The sequence below is a fragment of the Chryseobacterium sp. HR92 genome (genome assembly GCF_045689405.1).
GTDB lineage: Bacteria > Bacteroidota > Bacteroidia > Flavobacteriales > Weeksellaceae > Chryseobacterium > Chryseobacterium viscerum_A.
This window is the reverse complement of the sequence record NZ_CP139139.1, coordinates 3,588,553-3,606,336: the sequence shown is the minus strand read 5'-3', so window position 1 is coordinate 3,606,336 and position 17,784 is coordinate 3,588,553. Positions and strand designations below refer to the sequence as shown.

At 37.1% G+C, this 17,784-nt stretch carries 6 protein-coding genes; 4 read left to right on the top strand and 2 right to left on the bottom strand.

Going from position 1 to position 17,784, the window contains the following annotated elements; all coding sequences use genetic code 11:
* Window positions 1-41 precede the first annotated feature (41 nt).
* Window positions 42-2,213: a S8 family peptidase gene (locus tag SFA27_RS16030; RefSeq protein WP_407293475.1), complete on the bottom strand. Its 2,172-nt coding sequence runs from the start codon at window positions 2,211-2,213 to the stop codon at window positions 42-44.
* 367 nt (window positions 2,214-2,580) lie between these two features.
* Here SFA27_RS16030 and dnaE point away from each other — a divergent pair, with 367 nt between their 5' ends.
* From dnaE to SFA27_RS16010, 4 genes are all read left to right on the top strand, one after another.
* Window positions 2,581-7,248 carry a DNA polymerase III subunit alpha gene (gene dnaE, locus SFA27_RS16025; RefSeq protein ID WP_407293473.1) on the top strand — a complete coding sequence of 1,556 codons (4,668 nt, stop codon included), beginning with the start codon at window positions 2,581-2,583 and terminating at the stop codon, window positions 7,246-7,248.
* Window positions 7,249-7,594: 346 nt separating this feature from the next.
* Window positions 7,595-11,140: a T9SS type A sorting domain-containing protein gene (locus SFA27_RS16020; RefSeq protein WP_407293470.1), complete on the top strand. Its 3,546-nt coding sequence runs from the start codon at window positions 7,595-7,597 to the stop codon at window positions 11,138-11,140.
* Between the two features lie 126 nt (window positions 11,141-11,266).
* Entirely contained in the window at window positions 11,267-14,080 is a 2,814-nt protein-coding gene (locus tag SFA27_RS16015; protein WP_407293467.1) for a T9SS type A sorting domain-containing protein, read from the top strand.
* A gap of 170 nt (window positions 14,081-14,250) precedes the next feature.
* Window positions 14,251-16,575: a GEVED domain-containing protein gene (locus SFA27_RS16010; RefSeq protein ID WP_407293464.1), complete on the top strand. Its 2,325-nt coding sequence runs from the start codon at window positions 14,251-14,253 to the stop codon at window positions 16,573-16,575.
* Window positions 16,576-16,953: 378 nt separating this feature from the next.
* Here the strand turns inward: SFA27_RS16010 and SFA27_RS16005 are convergent, their stop codons facing one another.
* Window positions 16,954-17,781 carry an ion transporter gene (locus SFA27_RS16005; protein WP_047377013.1) on the bottom strand — a complete coding sequence of 276 codons (828 nt, stop codon included), beginning with the start codon at window positions 17,779-17,781 and terminating at the stop codon, window positions 16,954-16,956.
* Between the last annotated feature and the right edge of the window lie 3 nt (window positions 17,782-17,784).

Genomic DNA, 17,784 nt, shown 5'->3' with positions numbered 1-17,784 from the left:
GCAGTTGTTAGTATCCTGTGTGAAATCTTTGTCTATATAGGTTATTCCTTGATCACTTTTTTAGAAATAACATCTTTGTCTGTTTTTACTTCAATGATGTAAATTCCTTTAGTGTATGTAGATAAATCTATCTGTTCTTTGTCATTGTTGATGATTCCGTTTTGTAATTTTTTCCCTGTAAGATCATACACACTAAAAGTGGATTTTTTAGGTGCTTTCAGGATGTTTGTAAAGTCTTTCGTAATCGTAGGAGAAATTGCCAGATTGTTAAGAGGGTTTGCTGCCTCTTTAGTACCTAATAACTCAGTAAATCCTGTTACAATAATAGAGTAGTTTTGAGGAGCATTTCCACCTGAATCGTTTTTAAGTGTCCCCTTATTGGTGATTTCTACTTTATAAGTTCTTCCTGCAACTGGAGCGTCAATCACAACCTGTTCCACATTATCTACAGTATTGTCTCCTTTGGTAGCCGGAGTCATTGGGTTGTTGGCATTCAATTTCCATGGATAATACACGGTGTTGGTAGTGGTGTCTGTGATTTTTAGATCCAGATCATTGACTAATCTTGAATTTTTATTATTATATGCTTCTGCCCATGTCGTATTTGTATTTACATTATATGCAGGATCAATCCATGAGATGGTAACCTTCAGGGGCTCGGTTCCTGAAGCCGTGACGGTTTTTGTATATGCTGTTCCACTGACTAGTGTCTGGTCGCTGAAAATAACAGAATTATTGGCTTTTCCTACCAGCAGTTCAGCTCCTTTTTTTGCATTAATTAAACCCCACCCGAAATGTGGATCCGGGCCAATATTTCCGGCTTCTAATGCGGAGTGAACCATTAATGTTTTTGCTGAAGCTGCATTAAGTTCGGTACCGGCAAAAAGCTGTTGGTTGATTTGTGCCCAAAGTCCAATGATTCCAGTAACAATGGGTGTTGAATATGATGTTCCGGTTCCATATTCATAATCTTCCTGATTTGCACTATTTACACTGGCAGATACAACATCTGTTCCTGTTGCTGTAATATCTGGTTTTATACCGCCATCGTCTCTCGGACCTGCACTGCTGCTGGCAGAATGAATGACATCAGCAGATGCTGTATATCTGTTTTCATTATTGTTAATGACGGTATTATTAGCAACAACAATAATGTTTTTTGCTAACGAACCTATACCTATACAATCATAACCTTGAGAACAGTTGTCTGCTGGTTTAGTATCGGTAGAAGAAAATTGAACCGGATGCCCACTGTTATTGAGATAAAAAGCAGGTAAAAAATTATATGCTGTGGGCCCCATTCCATAATCATTTCCTGCAGCTTTTACTATAATATAGGAGGGATTACTATATACAATTTTATCGTAATTTTGATCTTCTGCAAAGTATGTTCCATTTAAGTTAGCTGAGTTATTTGGGCTTGAGAATGCTCCACGCCATACTAAAGCATATTGGCCCTGTGATACTTCTACAGGTTCCCATCCGGCAGTGATTCCATATGAATGATTTGAGATTTTAGGTTGGGCAATTAATATCTTTTGAAAAATATTACTTTGAGTTGTGTTTCCTGGAAGGGTGGAAGCGTTCATAAAATAGGAATCTATTGTTGAGCTTTTTGCTACTCCTGCAAGATTTAAATTATTGAAAGTAGCATTTACGCTTCCATCTGGATTATAAAAAGTTTTTGTAAGACTATAAGGTTTAGCTCCTATAAATCCTGATATGGCAGTTGCGTGAAAATGATATGCTATACTATCCTGATTCTCTTTATTGATAATCCGATTTGGCAAATTATTGAATAATTGATGAGATTCTAAAACACGGCCGCCATCAAAAACAGTATACTTGATATTTTCTCCATTGAATGAACCTGATAAACCATTAATTTGTCCATTTTGAATTTGGTCAGCATTAGAGTTTTTAATCTGTCTTACATCATTTAACTTTTGAAAATAAGGGGATCCGTCGGGAGTAAATCCTGCAACGCTGCTTTTTTTGTTTTCAATATTCTTTGTAATTTCTTCTAACAGTTTGTTTGGAGCCTTTTGGGTTTCATCCTTTCTGTTTCTTTTTAATTTTTCAACATAATTGTCAAACTTTTTATTGTTTTCTATTCTTTGCTTTTCAAACTCATTCATTAATTTCTCGTTACTTTGTTGAGCACTTGCTAATGAAATAATTAAAGTGCTGATCGAAATAAAGATTTTCTTCATAATTTTTATTATTTATTAATTGTTGTGTTTTTCAAATGTATAAATAATATGGATACTTATCTTCGTTAATGCAATTTAATTGCATTTTCGTTTATTTCGTTAATTATATTTTCAAATTTTCATTTATTTTATTTTACGAATATGATAAGTAAGTAGTTTTTTTTTATGGTGTTTTGGAAGCATATAATGGAAATTATTGTCATAATAATCCCTGAATTTTAAATCTATGGACTTATTCACGTAATTATTCTGTTATTCTTTCATTGTAGCTGTACAATTGATTATATGTATTGCTGCTTTAAAAGAATAATTGGAAAAAATGAAGTAACTTTACATTCTCTTTTTTATTAAAAAGTTAGAACATTATATGTATTTAATTTTTGACACAGAAACAACCGGTTTACCAAAAAATTTCAACGCTCCGCTTTCAGATTCGGAAAACTGGCCAAGAATGGTTCAGATTGCATGGCAGGTACATGATGATGATGGGAATTTAGTTGAAAATCAGGATTATATAATAAAGCCTGAAGGGTATGATATTCCCTTCAATGCAGCCCGTATTCATGGAATTACAACGAAAATTGCCAATGAAGAAGGACGTGACCTTGAAGAAATTTTAAAAGAATTTGCTGAAGTTTTAGATAGAGTAAGAGTCGTTTCCGGACATAATGTGGAATTCGATTACAATATCGTAGGAGCAGAATTTTACAGAAAAAACCTTAAAGATAACCTACAGAAAAAACCCAGAGCGGATACCATGATTTTGGGAACCGACTTCTGTCGGTTAGGCGGAGGAAGGGGTGGAAGATACAAATCTCCGAAACTTGAAGAACTTTACGAAAAGCTTTATGGAAGCAAGTTTGATGAAGCGCATAATGCTGCTGCCGACGTAAATGCTACGGCAAGAGCTTTTTTTGAAATGATAAGAATAGGAGTTGTTCCCGCAGAAACATTGAAGATTTCTGAGGATCAGCTTGCATATTTCAAGAGCCTTTATCCTGATCCGATAAAACCTTTTAATATTGTTATCAGAAGGCAGGTTGCGGATTTTCATAACAAGAAAAAGCAGCAGGATTTCGGAAGTATTGATGAAATTGATCTTGGTAAATATTTCAATTTTGACAATCATAGTGTTTTCTCAACATTAATGGCCACTTCCAGTATTAATGATTTAATTAAAAAAGCTACGGATGATAATTTCCCTGCCGTTGGAATGGTGGATTTGGGAAATATGATGGGCGCTTTTAAATTTGTTTCAGCAATTGAAGGTGCAAATGGTGACCGTGCAAAAAAACATAAAGAATATTTAACAAAAAAACAGGAAGCCGAAGAAAATGGAGAAGAATTTAATGAGGCTGAACCTGTTTCGGAACCTTTAATTCCTGTTGTGGGTTGTGAATTTTATATTTCAGACCGTTACGAACAGAAGCAGTTTACCAAAGATGATCCTGACAGAAGAACACAGGTGGTTTTGCTGGCGAAAGATTTTGAAGGATATAAAAACTTAGCAAAACTTTCAAGTATTGGATTCTTAAAAGGATTTTATTTTGGAGTTCCCAGAATCAGCCGTGAATTGATTGCTGAATATAAAGAAGGGTTAATTGCTCTGACTTCCGGAATTCTGGGAGATGTTCCGGATGCTATTTTAAATACCGGTGAACAAAAAGGAGAGGAGCTTTTCAAATGGTGGAAAGATACTTTTGAAGATGATTTTTATGTACAGATCCAAAATCATAAACTGCCTGAAGAAGAGCATTTAAATGACGTTTTACTGCATTTTGCAGATAAATATAATGTTAAGATTTTAGCACAGAACGAAACTTTTTATACCAATAAAGATGATTCTAATATTCAGGATATTGTAAGCTGTATCAAAGACGGTGAAAAATTGACAACTCCTGTCGGAAAAGGCTTTGGGAAGAGAAGAGGATTGGCTACAGGAGAATATTATATCAAAAATTCTGATGAAATAAAAGAAGCTTTTTTAGCTTATCCTGATGCTTTTGATGCTTATGAAGAATTCACTGCAAAATTCAAACCCTATACATTAAAAAGAGATGTATTGCTTCCAAAATTTGATATTCCGGAAGAATTTATTCATGCTGAAGATGATATTGATGGAGGGAAACGGGGTGAAATGGCGTATTTGACTCATTTAACCTATGAAGGGGCGAAAAAAAGATATGCAGATACCGGAATCACAGACGAAATTAAAGAACGTTTGGATTTTGAACTGGAAGTAGTTGCCAATACAGGATACCCTGGTTATTTCCTGATTGTACAGGATTTTTGTAATGAAGCAAGAAAAATGGGCGTTTGGGTTGGTCCGGGCCGTGGTTCTGCTGCAGGTTCTGCCGTAGCGTACTGTACCGGAATTACCAATGTGGATCCTATTAAATATGATTTGCTTTTTGAAAGATTTTTGAATCCGGAAAGGGTTTCTATGCCGGATATTGATATTGACTTTGATGACGAGGGACGTGATAAAATCATTAAATGGGTAGTTGAAAAATACGGTAAAAACCAGGTAGCTCAGATTATTACGTACTCGGTTTTAGGAGGGAAATCTGCAATTAAAGATGCGGGAAGGGTGCTGGATGTTCCGATTCCTGATACCAATAATATTGCAAAATTAATTCCGCCAAGTCCGGGGATGAACATTGCAAAAGCTTTATCTAAATATGATAAATTAAAACCGGAAGAACAGATGCTTGTTGATGAAATGAGATATGTTCTGAACAGTCCGGATGATGCCCGTCATGATGTACTTGCGAGTGCAAAAAAAATGGAGGGCTGTATCCGAAATACCGGTATTCATGCCTGCGGGGTGATTATTACACCAGAAGATGTAAGTAATCTGGTTCCGGTGACTATTGCTGCAAAAGATGCGGATATCCTGGTTTCACAGTTTGATAACTCCGTGGCGGAAAGTGCAGGTCTTCTGAAGATGGATTTCCTGGGGTTGAGAACTTTGACGATCATTAAAGATGCATTGAAGCTGGTGAAAGCAAGATATGATATAGATATTGATCCGGATCTTATTCCGCTTGATGATACGAAGACTTATCAATTATTTAAAGAAGGAAGAACAGTAGGAATTTTCCAATATGAAAGTCCCGGGATGCAAAAATACATGAGGGAGCTTAAGCCAACGGTTTTTGCCGACCTTATTGCAATGAATGCTTTGTATCGTCCGGGTCCGATTAAATACATTCCAAACTTTATCAACAGAAAGCACGGAATTGAAGAGATCGTTTATGACTTACCTGAAACAGAAGAGTACTTAAAAGAAACATACGGGATTACTGTTTATCAGGAGCAGGTAATGCTTTTGTCTCAGAAGCTGGCTAATTTTACAAAAGGTGAAGCCGATACTTTGAGAAAAGCGATGGGTAAAAAGCAGATCGATGTTCTTAATAAAATGTACCCGAAATTTATTGAAGGAGGTAGGAAAAACAATCTGAATGAAGAAAGGCTGGAGAAAATCTGGAATGACTGGAAAGCCTTTGCGGAATATGCCTTCAACAAATCTCACTCCACTTGCTACGCATTTATTGCTTACCAGACAGCTTATCTGAAAGCCAATTACCCTGCGGAATATATGGCAAGTGTGATGAGTAATAACATTAACAATACGGATTCAATTACCATGTTTATGGAGGATTGTAAAAGTATGGGAGTGGATGTATTAGGACCGGATGTGAATGAATCTCAATATAAATTTTCTGTAAACGAAAAAGGACAGATCCGTTTCGGATTGGGAGCAATCAAAGGGATTGGAGAAGGTCCGAGTGAAGGAATTACACGGGAAAGAGCGAACGGAAGATTCAAAAATATTTATGATTTTTTTGAAAGAATTCTGCCTTCGCAAATGAATAAAAGAGTAGCGGAAAGTTTGGTGCTTGCAGGAGCTTTTGATGAATTGGATTCTTTCCATAGAGGTCAGTATTTTGATATTGATATGGCTGGAAGAACAAATCTTGAAAGATTGATCAGATACGGACAAAGCTTTCAGGAGAGTAAAAATGAAATGGAACACTCTCTTTTTGCGGATTTTGCAGAAGAAGTTCAGATTGAGCAGCCGAAACTGGCACCATGCCCGGAATGGCCAAACATGCATAAACTTAATAAAGAAAAAGAAACGATAGGATTCTATCTTTCTGCACACCCTTTGGATGAATTTAAATACCAATATCAGTTTATGCAGGGGCAGCTTTCTAAAAAGGCGGTGTTGGAAAAGGATGAGGAAAAAGTAGTTATAGATGAAGCTCCTATTTTGGAAAAAGATTCTATTGATGAGGTTGCTGATCTTGTAGAAATTGTTTCTGATGACATCGTTGCCGGTGAAGAAGAGGAGATTATAGAAGAAGTTATAAAAAAAGCTGAACCAAAAGGGGTTTTTCATTTTTTGAATCTTGATGAAGTGGATGCCTATAAAGAACAGGCTTTCGCCAATAAACAGGAAGAACTTTTTGAAGAAAAGAAAAAAGACTGGAAAACTTTACAGAAAGAAAGAGAAAACGGTGGTGGCGGAAAAGAATATACTGTCGCTGGTCTGATTACGGAATATGTGGTAAAAGATGGTTTCAGAAGCGGTGAAAAAGTAGCTTTTGTTACGCTGGAAGATTATTCTGGATCCTATTCATTCAGATTGGGAGACAGGGATTATATGAGGCTGAAGGAGAAGCTGGAGGTTCAGAGATTTGTAATTTTCAAAATAAAATTTGCTCAGGTGAAGGATGGAAGAGTCTTCGTTAATGTAAATGATGTGATAGAACTACAGGAAGCATTTGAAAGGTTTGCGAAGAGTATATCTTTGGTCATGGACGTTATGGATGTAAGAGCTGAAGATCTGGATTTTTTCAGAACGGTGCTTGATAGAAATAAAGGAAATCAAAAGCTGAAGTTCTTTATCAGAAATCTTGAGGATGACTCTCATATCGAAGTGCAGTCTATGAAGCATTCGGTAGATCTGAATGGAGATTTGATTAAAGAAATTCAGTTATTGAATAAATATGAGTTCTATTTAAATTAAAGTAAAATATACTATTTAAAAAGAGTGGCTTAGGTCACTCTTTTTTTTGTTTACATATTGAGAATATTTATGAAAAATTTTAAATGCTTTTTTGCAATGAATAGAAAAATATTCTGAAGTCTATTTTAATTATATAGTAATTTAAATCTTTGATTATTAGTGTTTTATTATTTTTCAATGTATTGCGAAATATCTGTTAAAATTAAATAAACGTTTGATTTTATTGTATTTTATTGCTGCTTTTATTTGTTTTTGTTTATTGTTTTGTGATATTTTCTGATTTTTTAGTTAAAATTTAAATTAATATTTATACATTTATCGCCCTAACTTTTATTATTAACTATTTATGAAGAAATTACTACTATTAAGTCTATTTTTAATAGCTTCCATTACCAATGCCCAGATAATGCTGGGAAGCGGGACTACCCAGGGCGGATATGTTCCTATTGATGTCAACTACGGATACAACTACACGCAGCAGATTTTTACTAAAAGTGAAATTAATGCTAACGCTGCGGGGAATATCACCGGAATGAAGTTTTATTTACCAAATAATGCTGATATTACAAAATCAGTAGATTGGGTAGTGTATGTAGGCCATACTACTAAAACATCTTTTTCCAGTACTACAGACTGGATTCCTACATCTGGTTTGTCTCAGGTGTTTTCGGGGACAGTAAGTGCTTCCGGAGGAGAAGTGACTGTAAACTTTACCACACCTTTTACTTATAATAATACGGATAACCTTGTTGTTGCTGTTGATGAGAATACTACAGATTATACAGCAACTTCAAACAGGTTCTATACTTTTACAGGAGCTTCCAATTCAACTTTGTATTATAGAAGCGATACAACCAATCCGGATCCGGCTTCGCCACCTACGGGAACAAGAACAACAACGAAATCTATTACAAATTTATTAGGGCTTACTCCGGGAGTTCCGGCTTGTCCTGCTGTTTCTGCACCTGCCGCTGCTGCAACGGGCGTTTCGGTATTGCCTACCATTAGCTGGGCTGTTGCAAGCTCTGCATCATCATATAAGATCAGCGTCGGAACAACGCCGGGTGCCACCAACGTGATGAACATGCAGGATGTAGGAAATGTAACTTCCTATACTTTAACGAATTCTTTGAGTTTTGATACTCAGTATTATTATACAGTATATGCTGCCAATTCTACCGGAGTTTCTGCTGCATGTACAGAAAGATCTTTCACTACAATGGCTACTTTGGGATGCCCGTCTGTGAGTGCGCCTACAGCTGCTCAGGTTGGTTTACCTGTGTTGACTACTTTTTCCTGGCCTGCAGTAAGTGGAGCGTTGGGATACAACTTAAGTATTGGAACATCTGCAGGTTCATCCAATGTTTTGAGTAATTTTAATATGGGTAACGTTACTACTTACACCCTTACTCCTGCACAGCAGCTGAACCCTACAACACAGTATTATTATACTATTACAGCTTATAATGGCGGTGTTGTATCAACAGGTTGTACTGAAAGAAATTTCACAACTACTGTTGTACCTCCGGCAAATGATAACTGTTCAGATGCTATAAATTTAACAGTAAATCCTTCTTTGGCTTGTACTGCTACAACTCCTGGTAATACATTGGGGGCTACAGAATCTATGGCTGCCGGTGCTTGCAACGGAAGTCCAAATGATGATGTTTGGTATAAATTTACTGCAACAGCTGCAAGTCATGTTATAGCGATCTCTAATGTAACTTCTACGGGAACTACAACAGGGATTTCAGATATGTATTTCCAGGTATTATCAGGAAGCTGTGGTACTATGACAAGTATGCTGTGTTCTGATGCTGATACTAATATTGTTACCGGTCTTACTCCGGGTCAGACGTATTATATCAGAGTATATACTTATTCATCTACTGTTACTGCCAATGCAAGTTTCAACATCTGTGTAAGTACACCACCGGCACCACCAGCTAATGACGACTGTGCAAACGCGGTGGCTATTACTATTAACCCTGATATGGGTTGTGCTAGTGTTACAGCAGGGACTACATTGGGAGGAACAAGTTCGGGAGTTGCTCTTGGTTCTTGTTCAGGAACAGCTGACGATGATGTTTGGTATAAATTTACTGCAACATCAACAGGTCATACTTTCCAGCTGAAAAATATAGTTTCTGTAGGAAATGTTTCTACAACATCTTTGTATGCCCAGGTATTTAGTGGCGCTTGTGGCGCTTTGGTAAGTACTAATTGTATCAGTTCAAATACAAACTTTACAAACTTAACGGGTCTTACTGCAGGTCAGACTTATTATGTAAGAGTATACACTTATGATTCTAATTCAGGGGCAAGTTTCTATGCAAACTCTTTTGATATCTGTATGGGAACGCTTCCTGCAGCTCCTGCTAATGATGAGTGTTCTGCTGCTGTTTCTTTATCTGTGAGCCCAACACTTACATGTGCTTCACCGGTATCCGGAACAACTTTAAGTGCAACTAATTCAGGATTGGCGGTAAGTCCGTGTACAGGAACAGCAGATGATGATGTTTGGTACAAATTTACAGCTACAGGTACTGATCATGTAGTATTGCTTTCAAACGTTACAGCGGTTGGAACTTCTACATCAACGAGTGTATATACTCAGGTTTTCAGTGGGGCTTGTGGTACTTTGACGAGTATTAAATGTGGTACGGCAGTAAATACACCGCTTACTGGTCTTACTCCAGGGCAGACTTATTATGTGAGGGTTTATAATTCCAATACAAATGGTAGTACACTATATGCTAATAGTTTCAATATCTGTATTGGTACACCTCCGCCGCCGCCTGCAAATGATGATTGTGCAAACGCTACATCTCTTTCTGTAAGCAGTACAGATGCTTTTGTGAATGCTGTGAATGGTTCTACTGTGAGTGCTACTCAGAGTTCAGGAGTTACAGCACCTACATGTAGTGCATCAGGTATCAATGATGATGTTTGGTATTCATTTACTGCAACAGGTGCAACACATCTTGTACATGTTTTATATACTGATAATGCGACAAGTACACAGATCTATTCTGGAACATGTGGAGCTTTAACAGCTATGACTTGTTTTGATGGTGCTTATGGAAATTCCAGTGTATTATTGCAAAACCTTGTAGTAGGACAAACGTATTATGTTAGAGTGTATTCTTCTACAAGTACTGCAACTACAACATCCAATTTCCAGATTGCTGTAACCACTCCTTCACCTGTAATTAATGATACTTGTGATACAGCTATTGCTCTGGCTTGTAATGGAACTGCTCAGGGTGTTAATGCTCTTGCCGGGGATGAAACACTTCCTGCTTCAACATGTGGTAGTTCTGGAAGCACGGCATCTTATAAAGGTGTTTGGTATACCGTAAAAGCTACTGAAAATGGTCCTATTACTATTGATGCTTGTGGTACACAATATGACGCCTATTTAAGAGTGTATACAGGTACCTGTGGTTCACTTACTTGTTTCAGCAACAGTTCAGGTGTAGGATATGCTGATGCCGGTTGTGCCAATACTCTTTATAATGCTCCGACATTAACATTTACAGGAGTTGCGGGTACTACTTATTATGTATTACTTACAGGATATGCTGCATCTAGAATTGGTAATTATAGCATTTCTGTTACACAAGGATGTTCAGGGCTTGCAACAGCTGAAGTTGAAAAGAAAAACAATGAAATTAAAGCTTACCCTAATCCATTTGTAGACGATCTGAATATTTCAGATGCTTCTAAAGTAAAATCTGCTTCTGTAGTTGATGTTGCGGGAAGAATAGTGAAGACTATTGACAATCCTTCTTCTACGCTTCACCTGGGAGATCTGAAACAAGGAATGTATTTAGTAGTATTGAATATGAAAGATGGATCTAAGCAAACGATTAAAGCGATTAAAAGATAAAATGTATTAATTATATAACATGAAACGACAGCTAAACAGCTGTCGTTTTTTTATTTTTAAACATTCTGAAAAAGTGTTTTAAATTATTGTAAATTCGTAGACGTATTAATAACCAAAAACTTATACATGAAGAAAATCTTATTTTTATGCTTACTGATGGTGAGTATTGTACTAAGTGCTCAAATCAAATTAGGCGCAGGAAGTACAGACACGGGTAATGCTCCGGTCAATAGTGGTTTTACCTTCTCTTATTCTCAGCAGATTTATACAAAACAAGAAATCAATGCTGATACAGCCGGGAATATTACCGGGCTTAAATTTTACTTAACGTCTTCTGCAAACCCTGCATATTTATCAAACTGGGTAGTGTATTTGGGGCACACCACAAAAAACTCCTTAGATTATCAGACAGGCTGGATTCCTGTTGCAGAAATGACACAAGTTTATTCAGGTACAGTGACAAATGTAAACGGAGTTGTAGAGGTGACATTTACGACCCCTTTCCCATATGATAATGCAAGAAATTTGGTTGTTGCAGTAGATGAAAATGGATTTAATTCTAATTCAAATAATCCGTTTTTTGTGTATAATACTATGGAGCAGGCTCTTTATACTGAGAGTAATACTGTTAATCCGGACCCTGCCAATCCTCCAATTGGCCATTTTTTACCTTATAAGCCTGTGGTGAGTCTTATGGGGTTAGTTCCTAATCCATTACCGGATTGTCCGATCATCAGTTATCCTGCAAACAATGCTTCGTCTGTACCGGTTCTTCCTAATTTTACGTGGGTTGCTGTACAGGGAGCTACAAGTTATAAAGTTTCTGTCGGAACAACTCCAGGAGGAACAGATATTGTTAATCAACAGTCGGTAACGACAACAAACTTTACTCCGTTATCTCCACTTTTGGCAAGTACAGTTTATTATCTTAAAATAACAGCAGTAGGGCCGGTAGGAGAGTCTTCCGGTTGTGTTAATCAGAAATTTACAACAGTGCCGGGTATACCCTCCAATGATGAGTGTATGAATGCTATAACTCTGCCTGTAAATCCAGATCTGAATTGTATTGACTTTACTTCTGGAACTACTGTGATGTCAACTGTATCGTCTCCTGCATCATCATGTAGTACGAGTACTGGTGACGTATGGTATAAGTTTACAGCTACTTCTTCTACGCATACAGTTAATCTTAAGGAGGTAACCTCTGTACCATTAGGAGGTGGGTATGTTTATTTTCAGGTTTTAAAAGGTGATTGTGGTAATTTGACAAGTATATTATGTTCTGGTTCTGGATGTGGTTATGTGACAAGTGCATCCTGTCCTGTTTCTGTTGTTAATAACCTTACTGTAGGAGAGACCTATTATATAAGAGTATTTAGTGGATCAGGCTATTCATCTCATAAATTTGATATATGTGTAGGAACAGTTCCACCGCCGCCATCCAATGATAATTGTATCAATGCTATAAGTGTTCCTGTGAATTCTGGGATGGATTGTATCAATGTTACTTCCGGAACGACTTTATCATCAACGAAGTCTGCTGTATCTTGTGACAATTTCTCCAGATATGATGTGTGGTATAAATTTATAGCAACCGATACCAAGCATATCATTAAATTGATTAATAAAGTTGCTGTGGGAGAACCAAACTCTTTGGGAGGATTAAATTTTAATGTGCTTGGTGGCAGTTGTGCTAATCCTGTATGTGTAGGAATAGGAGGGGCTGTTGGACTTGTTACTGGTTTTACGGTGGGAGAAACTTATTATCTCAGAGTATTTGATGTACAAGGAACACCCCAATCGGGTTTCAATTTTGATTTATGTATTACAAAAGATTTGACACCGCTTCCAGCAAATGACGAATGTGCAAATGCGGTCTCTTTGGTCGTTAATCCGGATTTGACCTGTGTCGGGGGACTTGAAGGAAGTACTTTGGGAGCAACAGTTTCAGCGATGTTACCAGCAGCTTCGTGTGCCGGAATCGGGGTTCAGAATGATGTTTGGTTTAAATTTGTTGCCACAGGAACCAGCCACAGAATTAGTTTTAAAAATATTATCGATGTTGGAGTGAGTGGTACACAACAAGATATACGATTTGAGGTTTTCAAAGGTAGCTGCGGGGCTTTAACAAGTGTAAAATGTGGTGGAAGCGTTAATAGTTCTAGTTATATTAATAATGTTTCAGGATTGATTGCGGGTGAAACCTATTATATAAGGGCATACAGTACAGGTATTGGTATTGCTGTCAAATTCAATATATGTGTAGGAACATTGCAGCCTCCTGTTAATGATGATTGTACTGGTGCTTTGTCGGTTTCAAATTTCCCATATACTTATACGCAGATTGATGCTGAGCATACTACCAATAATAACGGATTTATAAACTCTTGCAATTCTGCAATGAATGACGGAACATGGTTTACTTTCGTGGGTGATGGTTTTCTGCATAAGATTACAGTTTCAAGACCTTTAAATAGCAGATTTAATTTTGGTATTGGTGCATATAAAGGAAGTTGTGGAAACTTGACGTGTGTAAAAAGAGTAGATTTTACTGGTTCAAGCCCAGTTATTATGGATTTGCCAACTGTTGCGGGAACCGTTTATTATATAAATATTGGAGATCGGGATTACTATACCGATACAGTAGAAGGTATTTTTACTATTACTATAGAAAAAGTAACCAGTCTTGGTACTTCTGAGGTTTCCCAAAATACGGAAAGTATAGAAGTGTATCCAAACCCATTTACAAACGTACTGAATATTGCAAAACCAGATAAAGTAAAATCAGTTTCCATTCTGGATTCTACCGGAAGACTGATTAAAACAATTGAAAAACCTTCTTCTGAACTTCAATTGAGAGATCTGAAAGAAGGATTGTATTTAGTTGTTTTGAATATGAAAGACGGATCTAAACAAACCGTTAAAGCAATTAAAAGATAAATAAATTCTTAAAAAAATAAAAAAAGCGACTGCTCAATTTGGGCAGTCGCTCTTTTTTTTACGGAATTGCCTTATGTTAAAAGAAAAGTGGTATTTGTTGTTATATGATGAAAAAAATATTTTTTTTGTTGCTGATTTTCACTAGATTTGAGTAACTAATACTGATTTATATGAAAAACTTTTTACTCGTTGGTTTTTTAATAACTGGCTTTTTATCTTCCGCACAGACTTACTGTACGCCGGCATTTGCTAGCGGATGTAGTGGAGGGGATATGATAGACTCTTTTACCATTCCGGGCGCCGGATTTGATCATGCAGATACAGGCTGTTCTGTTGATTCGTATGGAGATTTTACTTCTATGACAATTAACCTTAATGCAGGTTTAAACTATGATTTTAGCGTTAAACATGGTTATAGTGATCAGAATGTACGGATCTGGATAGATTTTAATAATGACGGAACTTTTGATGATGCAGCTCCAGAGCTTGTAGCTTCAGCAAGCAGTACCCTTGTAGGAGCAAACAATATTACTTCAGGGCTTATAACAATTCCTTCTACCGTAACTCCGGGTACTTACAGGATGAGAGTAGGAGATAGATTCTCCAGTGATCCTATCCCCTGCAATATATCTGGCTATGGAGAAGCACATGATTATACAGTTGTAATAGGAGCGGTTCCTACCTGCTTTGCTCCAACCGGTTTAACGGTTTCAGCAGTTACCACAAATACAGCTCAGATTGCGTGGACGGCACCAGCTTCTGCTCCGGGCAGCGGCTATGAATATTATTACTCAACATCCAATACATATCCTACAGCGGCTACTGTAGTTTCCGGAACCAGTAATGCTTTAACGGCTAATTTGTCTACACTTGCTCCGGCAACTGTTTACCACGTATGGGTACGTTCTGCATGCAGTACTACAGATAAGAGTGCATGGTCTCAAATGGCAACATTTATGACAGCTTGTGTTTCTGTAGGTGTGCCATACGCACTGGATTTCGAGAGTGTAACTCCTCCTGATCTGCCGAATTGTACTTCAGTAGTGAATGATGGGTCAGGAAATATGTGGGAAACTGGCGATCTGGACGCTCAAGGATTTACAGGAAATGTTCTTAAGTATTCTTATGACTATGCCAATAATGCTGATACCTGGTTTTTCACTAATGGAATCAACCTTACAGCAGGAGTTACTTACAGAGTCAAATATAAATATGCAAATGCAGAAGGATTTGTATATGCTGAAAAATTAAAAGTAGCCTACGGAACTTCAGCCACAGGTGCAGGAATGACCAATGCACTGGCAGATCACCCGAATGTAGTTACCAGTACTGCAACAAGTGCTTTTGTGAACTTTACACCAACAACTACAGGTGTATATTATATTGGATTCCAGGCATATTCTGATGCTAACATGAACAAGCTGTATGTAGATGATATTAATGTAGATGTCGCACCTGCTTGTAGTGAGCCAACTGCTCTGGCTATCTCAAATATTACTGCCGGAGGAGCTACGGTTTCCTGGACGGCTGCCACTCCCGTACCTGCAAACGGATATGACATTTATTACAGCACAACCAATACAGCTCCTACAGCGGCAAGTACACCAAATTTCACAGGAGTTACAGCAATTACTTATAACATTCCAGGTTTAGCACCTGACACTGTCTACTATGTATGGGTGAGATCCGCATGTAGTGCAACAAGCAAAAGTGCATGGAGCGATCCTGTTACATTTACTACATTATGTTCAAGTGCGAACCTTCCTTATCTTGTAGATTTTGAGAGTGTTACTACTCCGGATCTTCCTGGTTGTACGATGAATACCAATATGGGATCGGGGAACGACTGGGAAACTTCAGACCCACCTTCTGATAGCCAGGGATTTACCACCAATGTGCTAAGGTATCATTATAATTCTTCCAATGCTGCCAATGCATGGTTCTTTACCCAAGGATTGAATCTGACAGCAGGAGTACAGTATACAATCAGCTATAAATATGGGAATAATTCATCAACCTATGCTGAAAAACTAAAAGTAGCTTACGGAACTTCACCGGTTGAATCTGCGATGACAAATTCAGTGGCAGATTATCCTTCAATCAACGATGAAATGGCTCATACAGAGTCTATAACGTTTACAGTTCCTGTTACCGGAGTGTATTTCTTTGGATTTAATGCCTATTCAGATGCAGACCAGTTTAATCTGTATGTAGATGATATAAGCATCAGCAATGCGAATCTGGCAACATCTGAAGTTTCTGCAGCGAAAAACAGTATCAAAGTATATCCTAATCCATTTACGGATGTATTAAATATTTCTGATGTGAAAAATGTGAAAAATGTATCAGTAACGGATGTTGCAGGAAGATTAGTGAAAACTATTGCAAACCCTGAATCTACAATACATTTAAGAGACTTAATGCAGGGCGTTTACTTAGTAACTTTAGAAATGAAAGACGGATCTAAGCAGACCATTAAAGCCATTAAAAAATAATTTATCATTTAAATAAAAAGAAAGAGACGGGTCAGTGATGATCCGTCCTTTTTATTATAATGACATTGACAATCAATGGATCAAAAGAAAGATGAGCGAAATATTTCACTCATCTTTTTTATTTTGTACTAAAGTTCTAGTTGATTATAAATTATTTCCCCATCGCTCATTACTCATCATTTGTTGGGTATCGGTTGTATCTCTCCCTTATTCATAAGGTCAAAAACAGTAGGGAAGAACATTACTAATATAAAGTAGACGATGATCATCAGCACCACCAGTGCAAAAAGAATGATCACTAGACTATTCGGTTTGTTTTTCTTTTTTGGTTCCATGATTTTCTGGTATTTGGTGAATAAATTATATTGATATTCAATATCAAGCTAATTTCTTGCCACATTTCTTGCAATACCTTGCATCATCATCAATATCTTCGTTACCACAGCGTTCACAGATCAGTTCCAGGTTTTGTCTCTTGTTTCTCATTTCTGCCGTTACAATACCGGTAGGAACTGCAATAATAGAATAACCGGCCAGCATTAGAACAACTGCAAAAAACTTTCCTAAAGGTGTGATTGGGGATACATCACCATATCCTACAGTAGTTACGGTAACCACCGCCCAATAGATAGATTGTGGGATGGTTTCAAATCCCTGCCGCCCGCCTTCCACCATAAACATCAGTGATCCTACAATCACGGAGAATATAATCAGAAATAAAAGGAAGATGTAAATTTTTCTCGAACTGTTTTTCAGAGCCCTTACAATAAGGTAGCCGTCATTCATAAAATCCAGTAAGTTGAAAATCCTGAAAATCCTCAACATTCTCAGCATTCTGAAAATCAGGAAATACTTAGTGATAGGAAAGAAAAAGCTAAGGAAAAAAGGAACCAGTGCAAGAAAATCTATAACTCCGAAAAAACTGAAAATATAATTTCGTTTATTTTTTACCACTGCAATACGCATAGAATACTCAAGAGTGAAGAAAATTGAAATCACCCATTCCAGAATCAGGAAGGTATAATGAAACCTTTTATCAAGCTGAGGTACACTTTCCATCATAATGATAGCAGTACTTGCAAGAATTAAAGATAATAAGATGATATCAAACAGTTTTCCGAGCCTGGTATCGGAACGATAAATGATCCGGTAAAGGAATCTTTTCCAAAGTTTGTCCTCAGGAACAAGATTATGTTCTCTTTCCATTTA

What these genes read in the sequence shown, in the direction of transcription:
- SFA27_RS16030 (WP_407293475.1), bottom strand. Translation starts at nt 2,213, where the DNA reads ATGAAGAAAATCTTTATTTCGATCAGCACTTTAATTATTTCATTAGCA.
- SFA27_RS16015 (WP_407293467.1), top strand. Translation starts at nt 11,267, where the DNA reads ATGAAGAAAATCTTATTTTTATGCTTACTGATGGTGAGTATTGTACTA.
- SFA27_RS16010 (WP_407293464.1), top strand. Translation starts at nt 14,251, where the DNA reads ATGAAAAACTTTTTACTCGTTGGTTTTTTAATAACTGGCTTTTTATCT.
- dnaE (WP_407293473.1), top strand. Translation starts at nt 2,581, where the DNA reads ATGTATTTAATTTTTGACACAGAAACAACCGGTTTACCAAAAAATTTC.
- SFA27_RS16020 (WP_407293470.1), top strand. Translation starts at nt 7,595, where the DNA reads ATGAAGAAATTACTACTATTAAGTCTATTTTTAATAGCTTCCATTACC.
- SFA27_RS16005 (WP_047377013.1), bottom strand. Translation starts at nt 17,781, where the DNA reads ATGGAAAGAGAACATAATCTTGTTCCTGAGGACAAACTTTGGAAAAGA.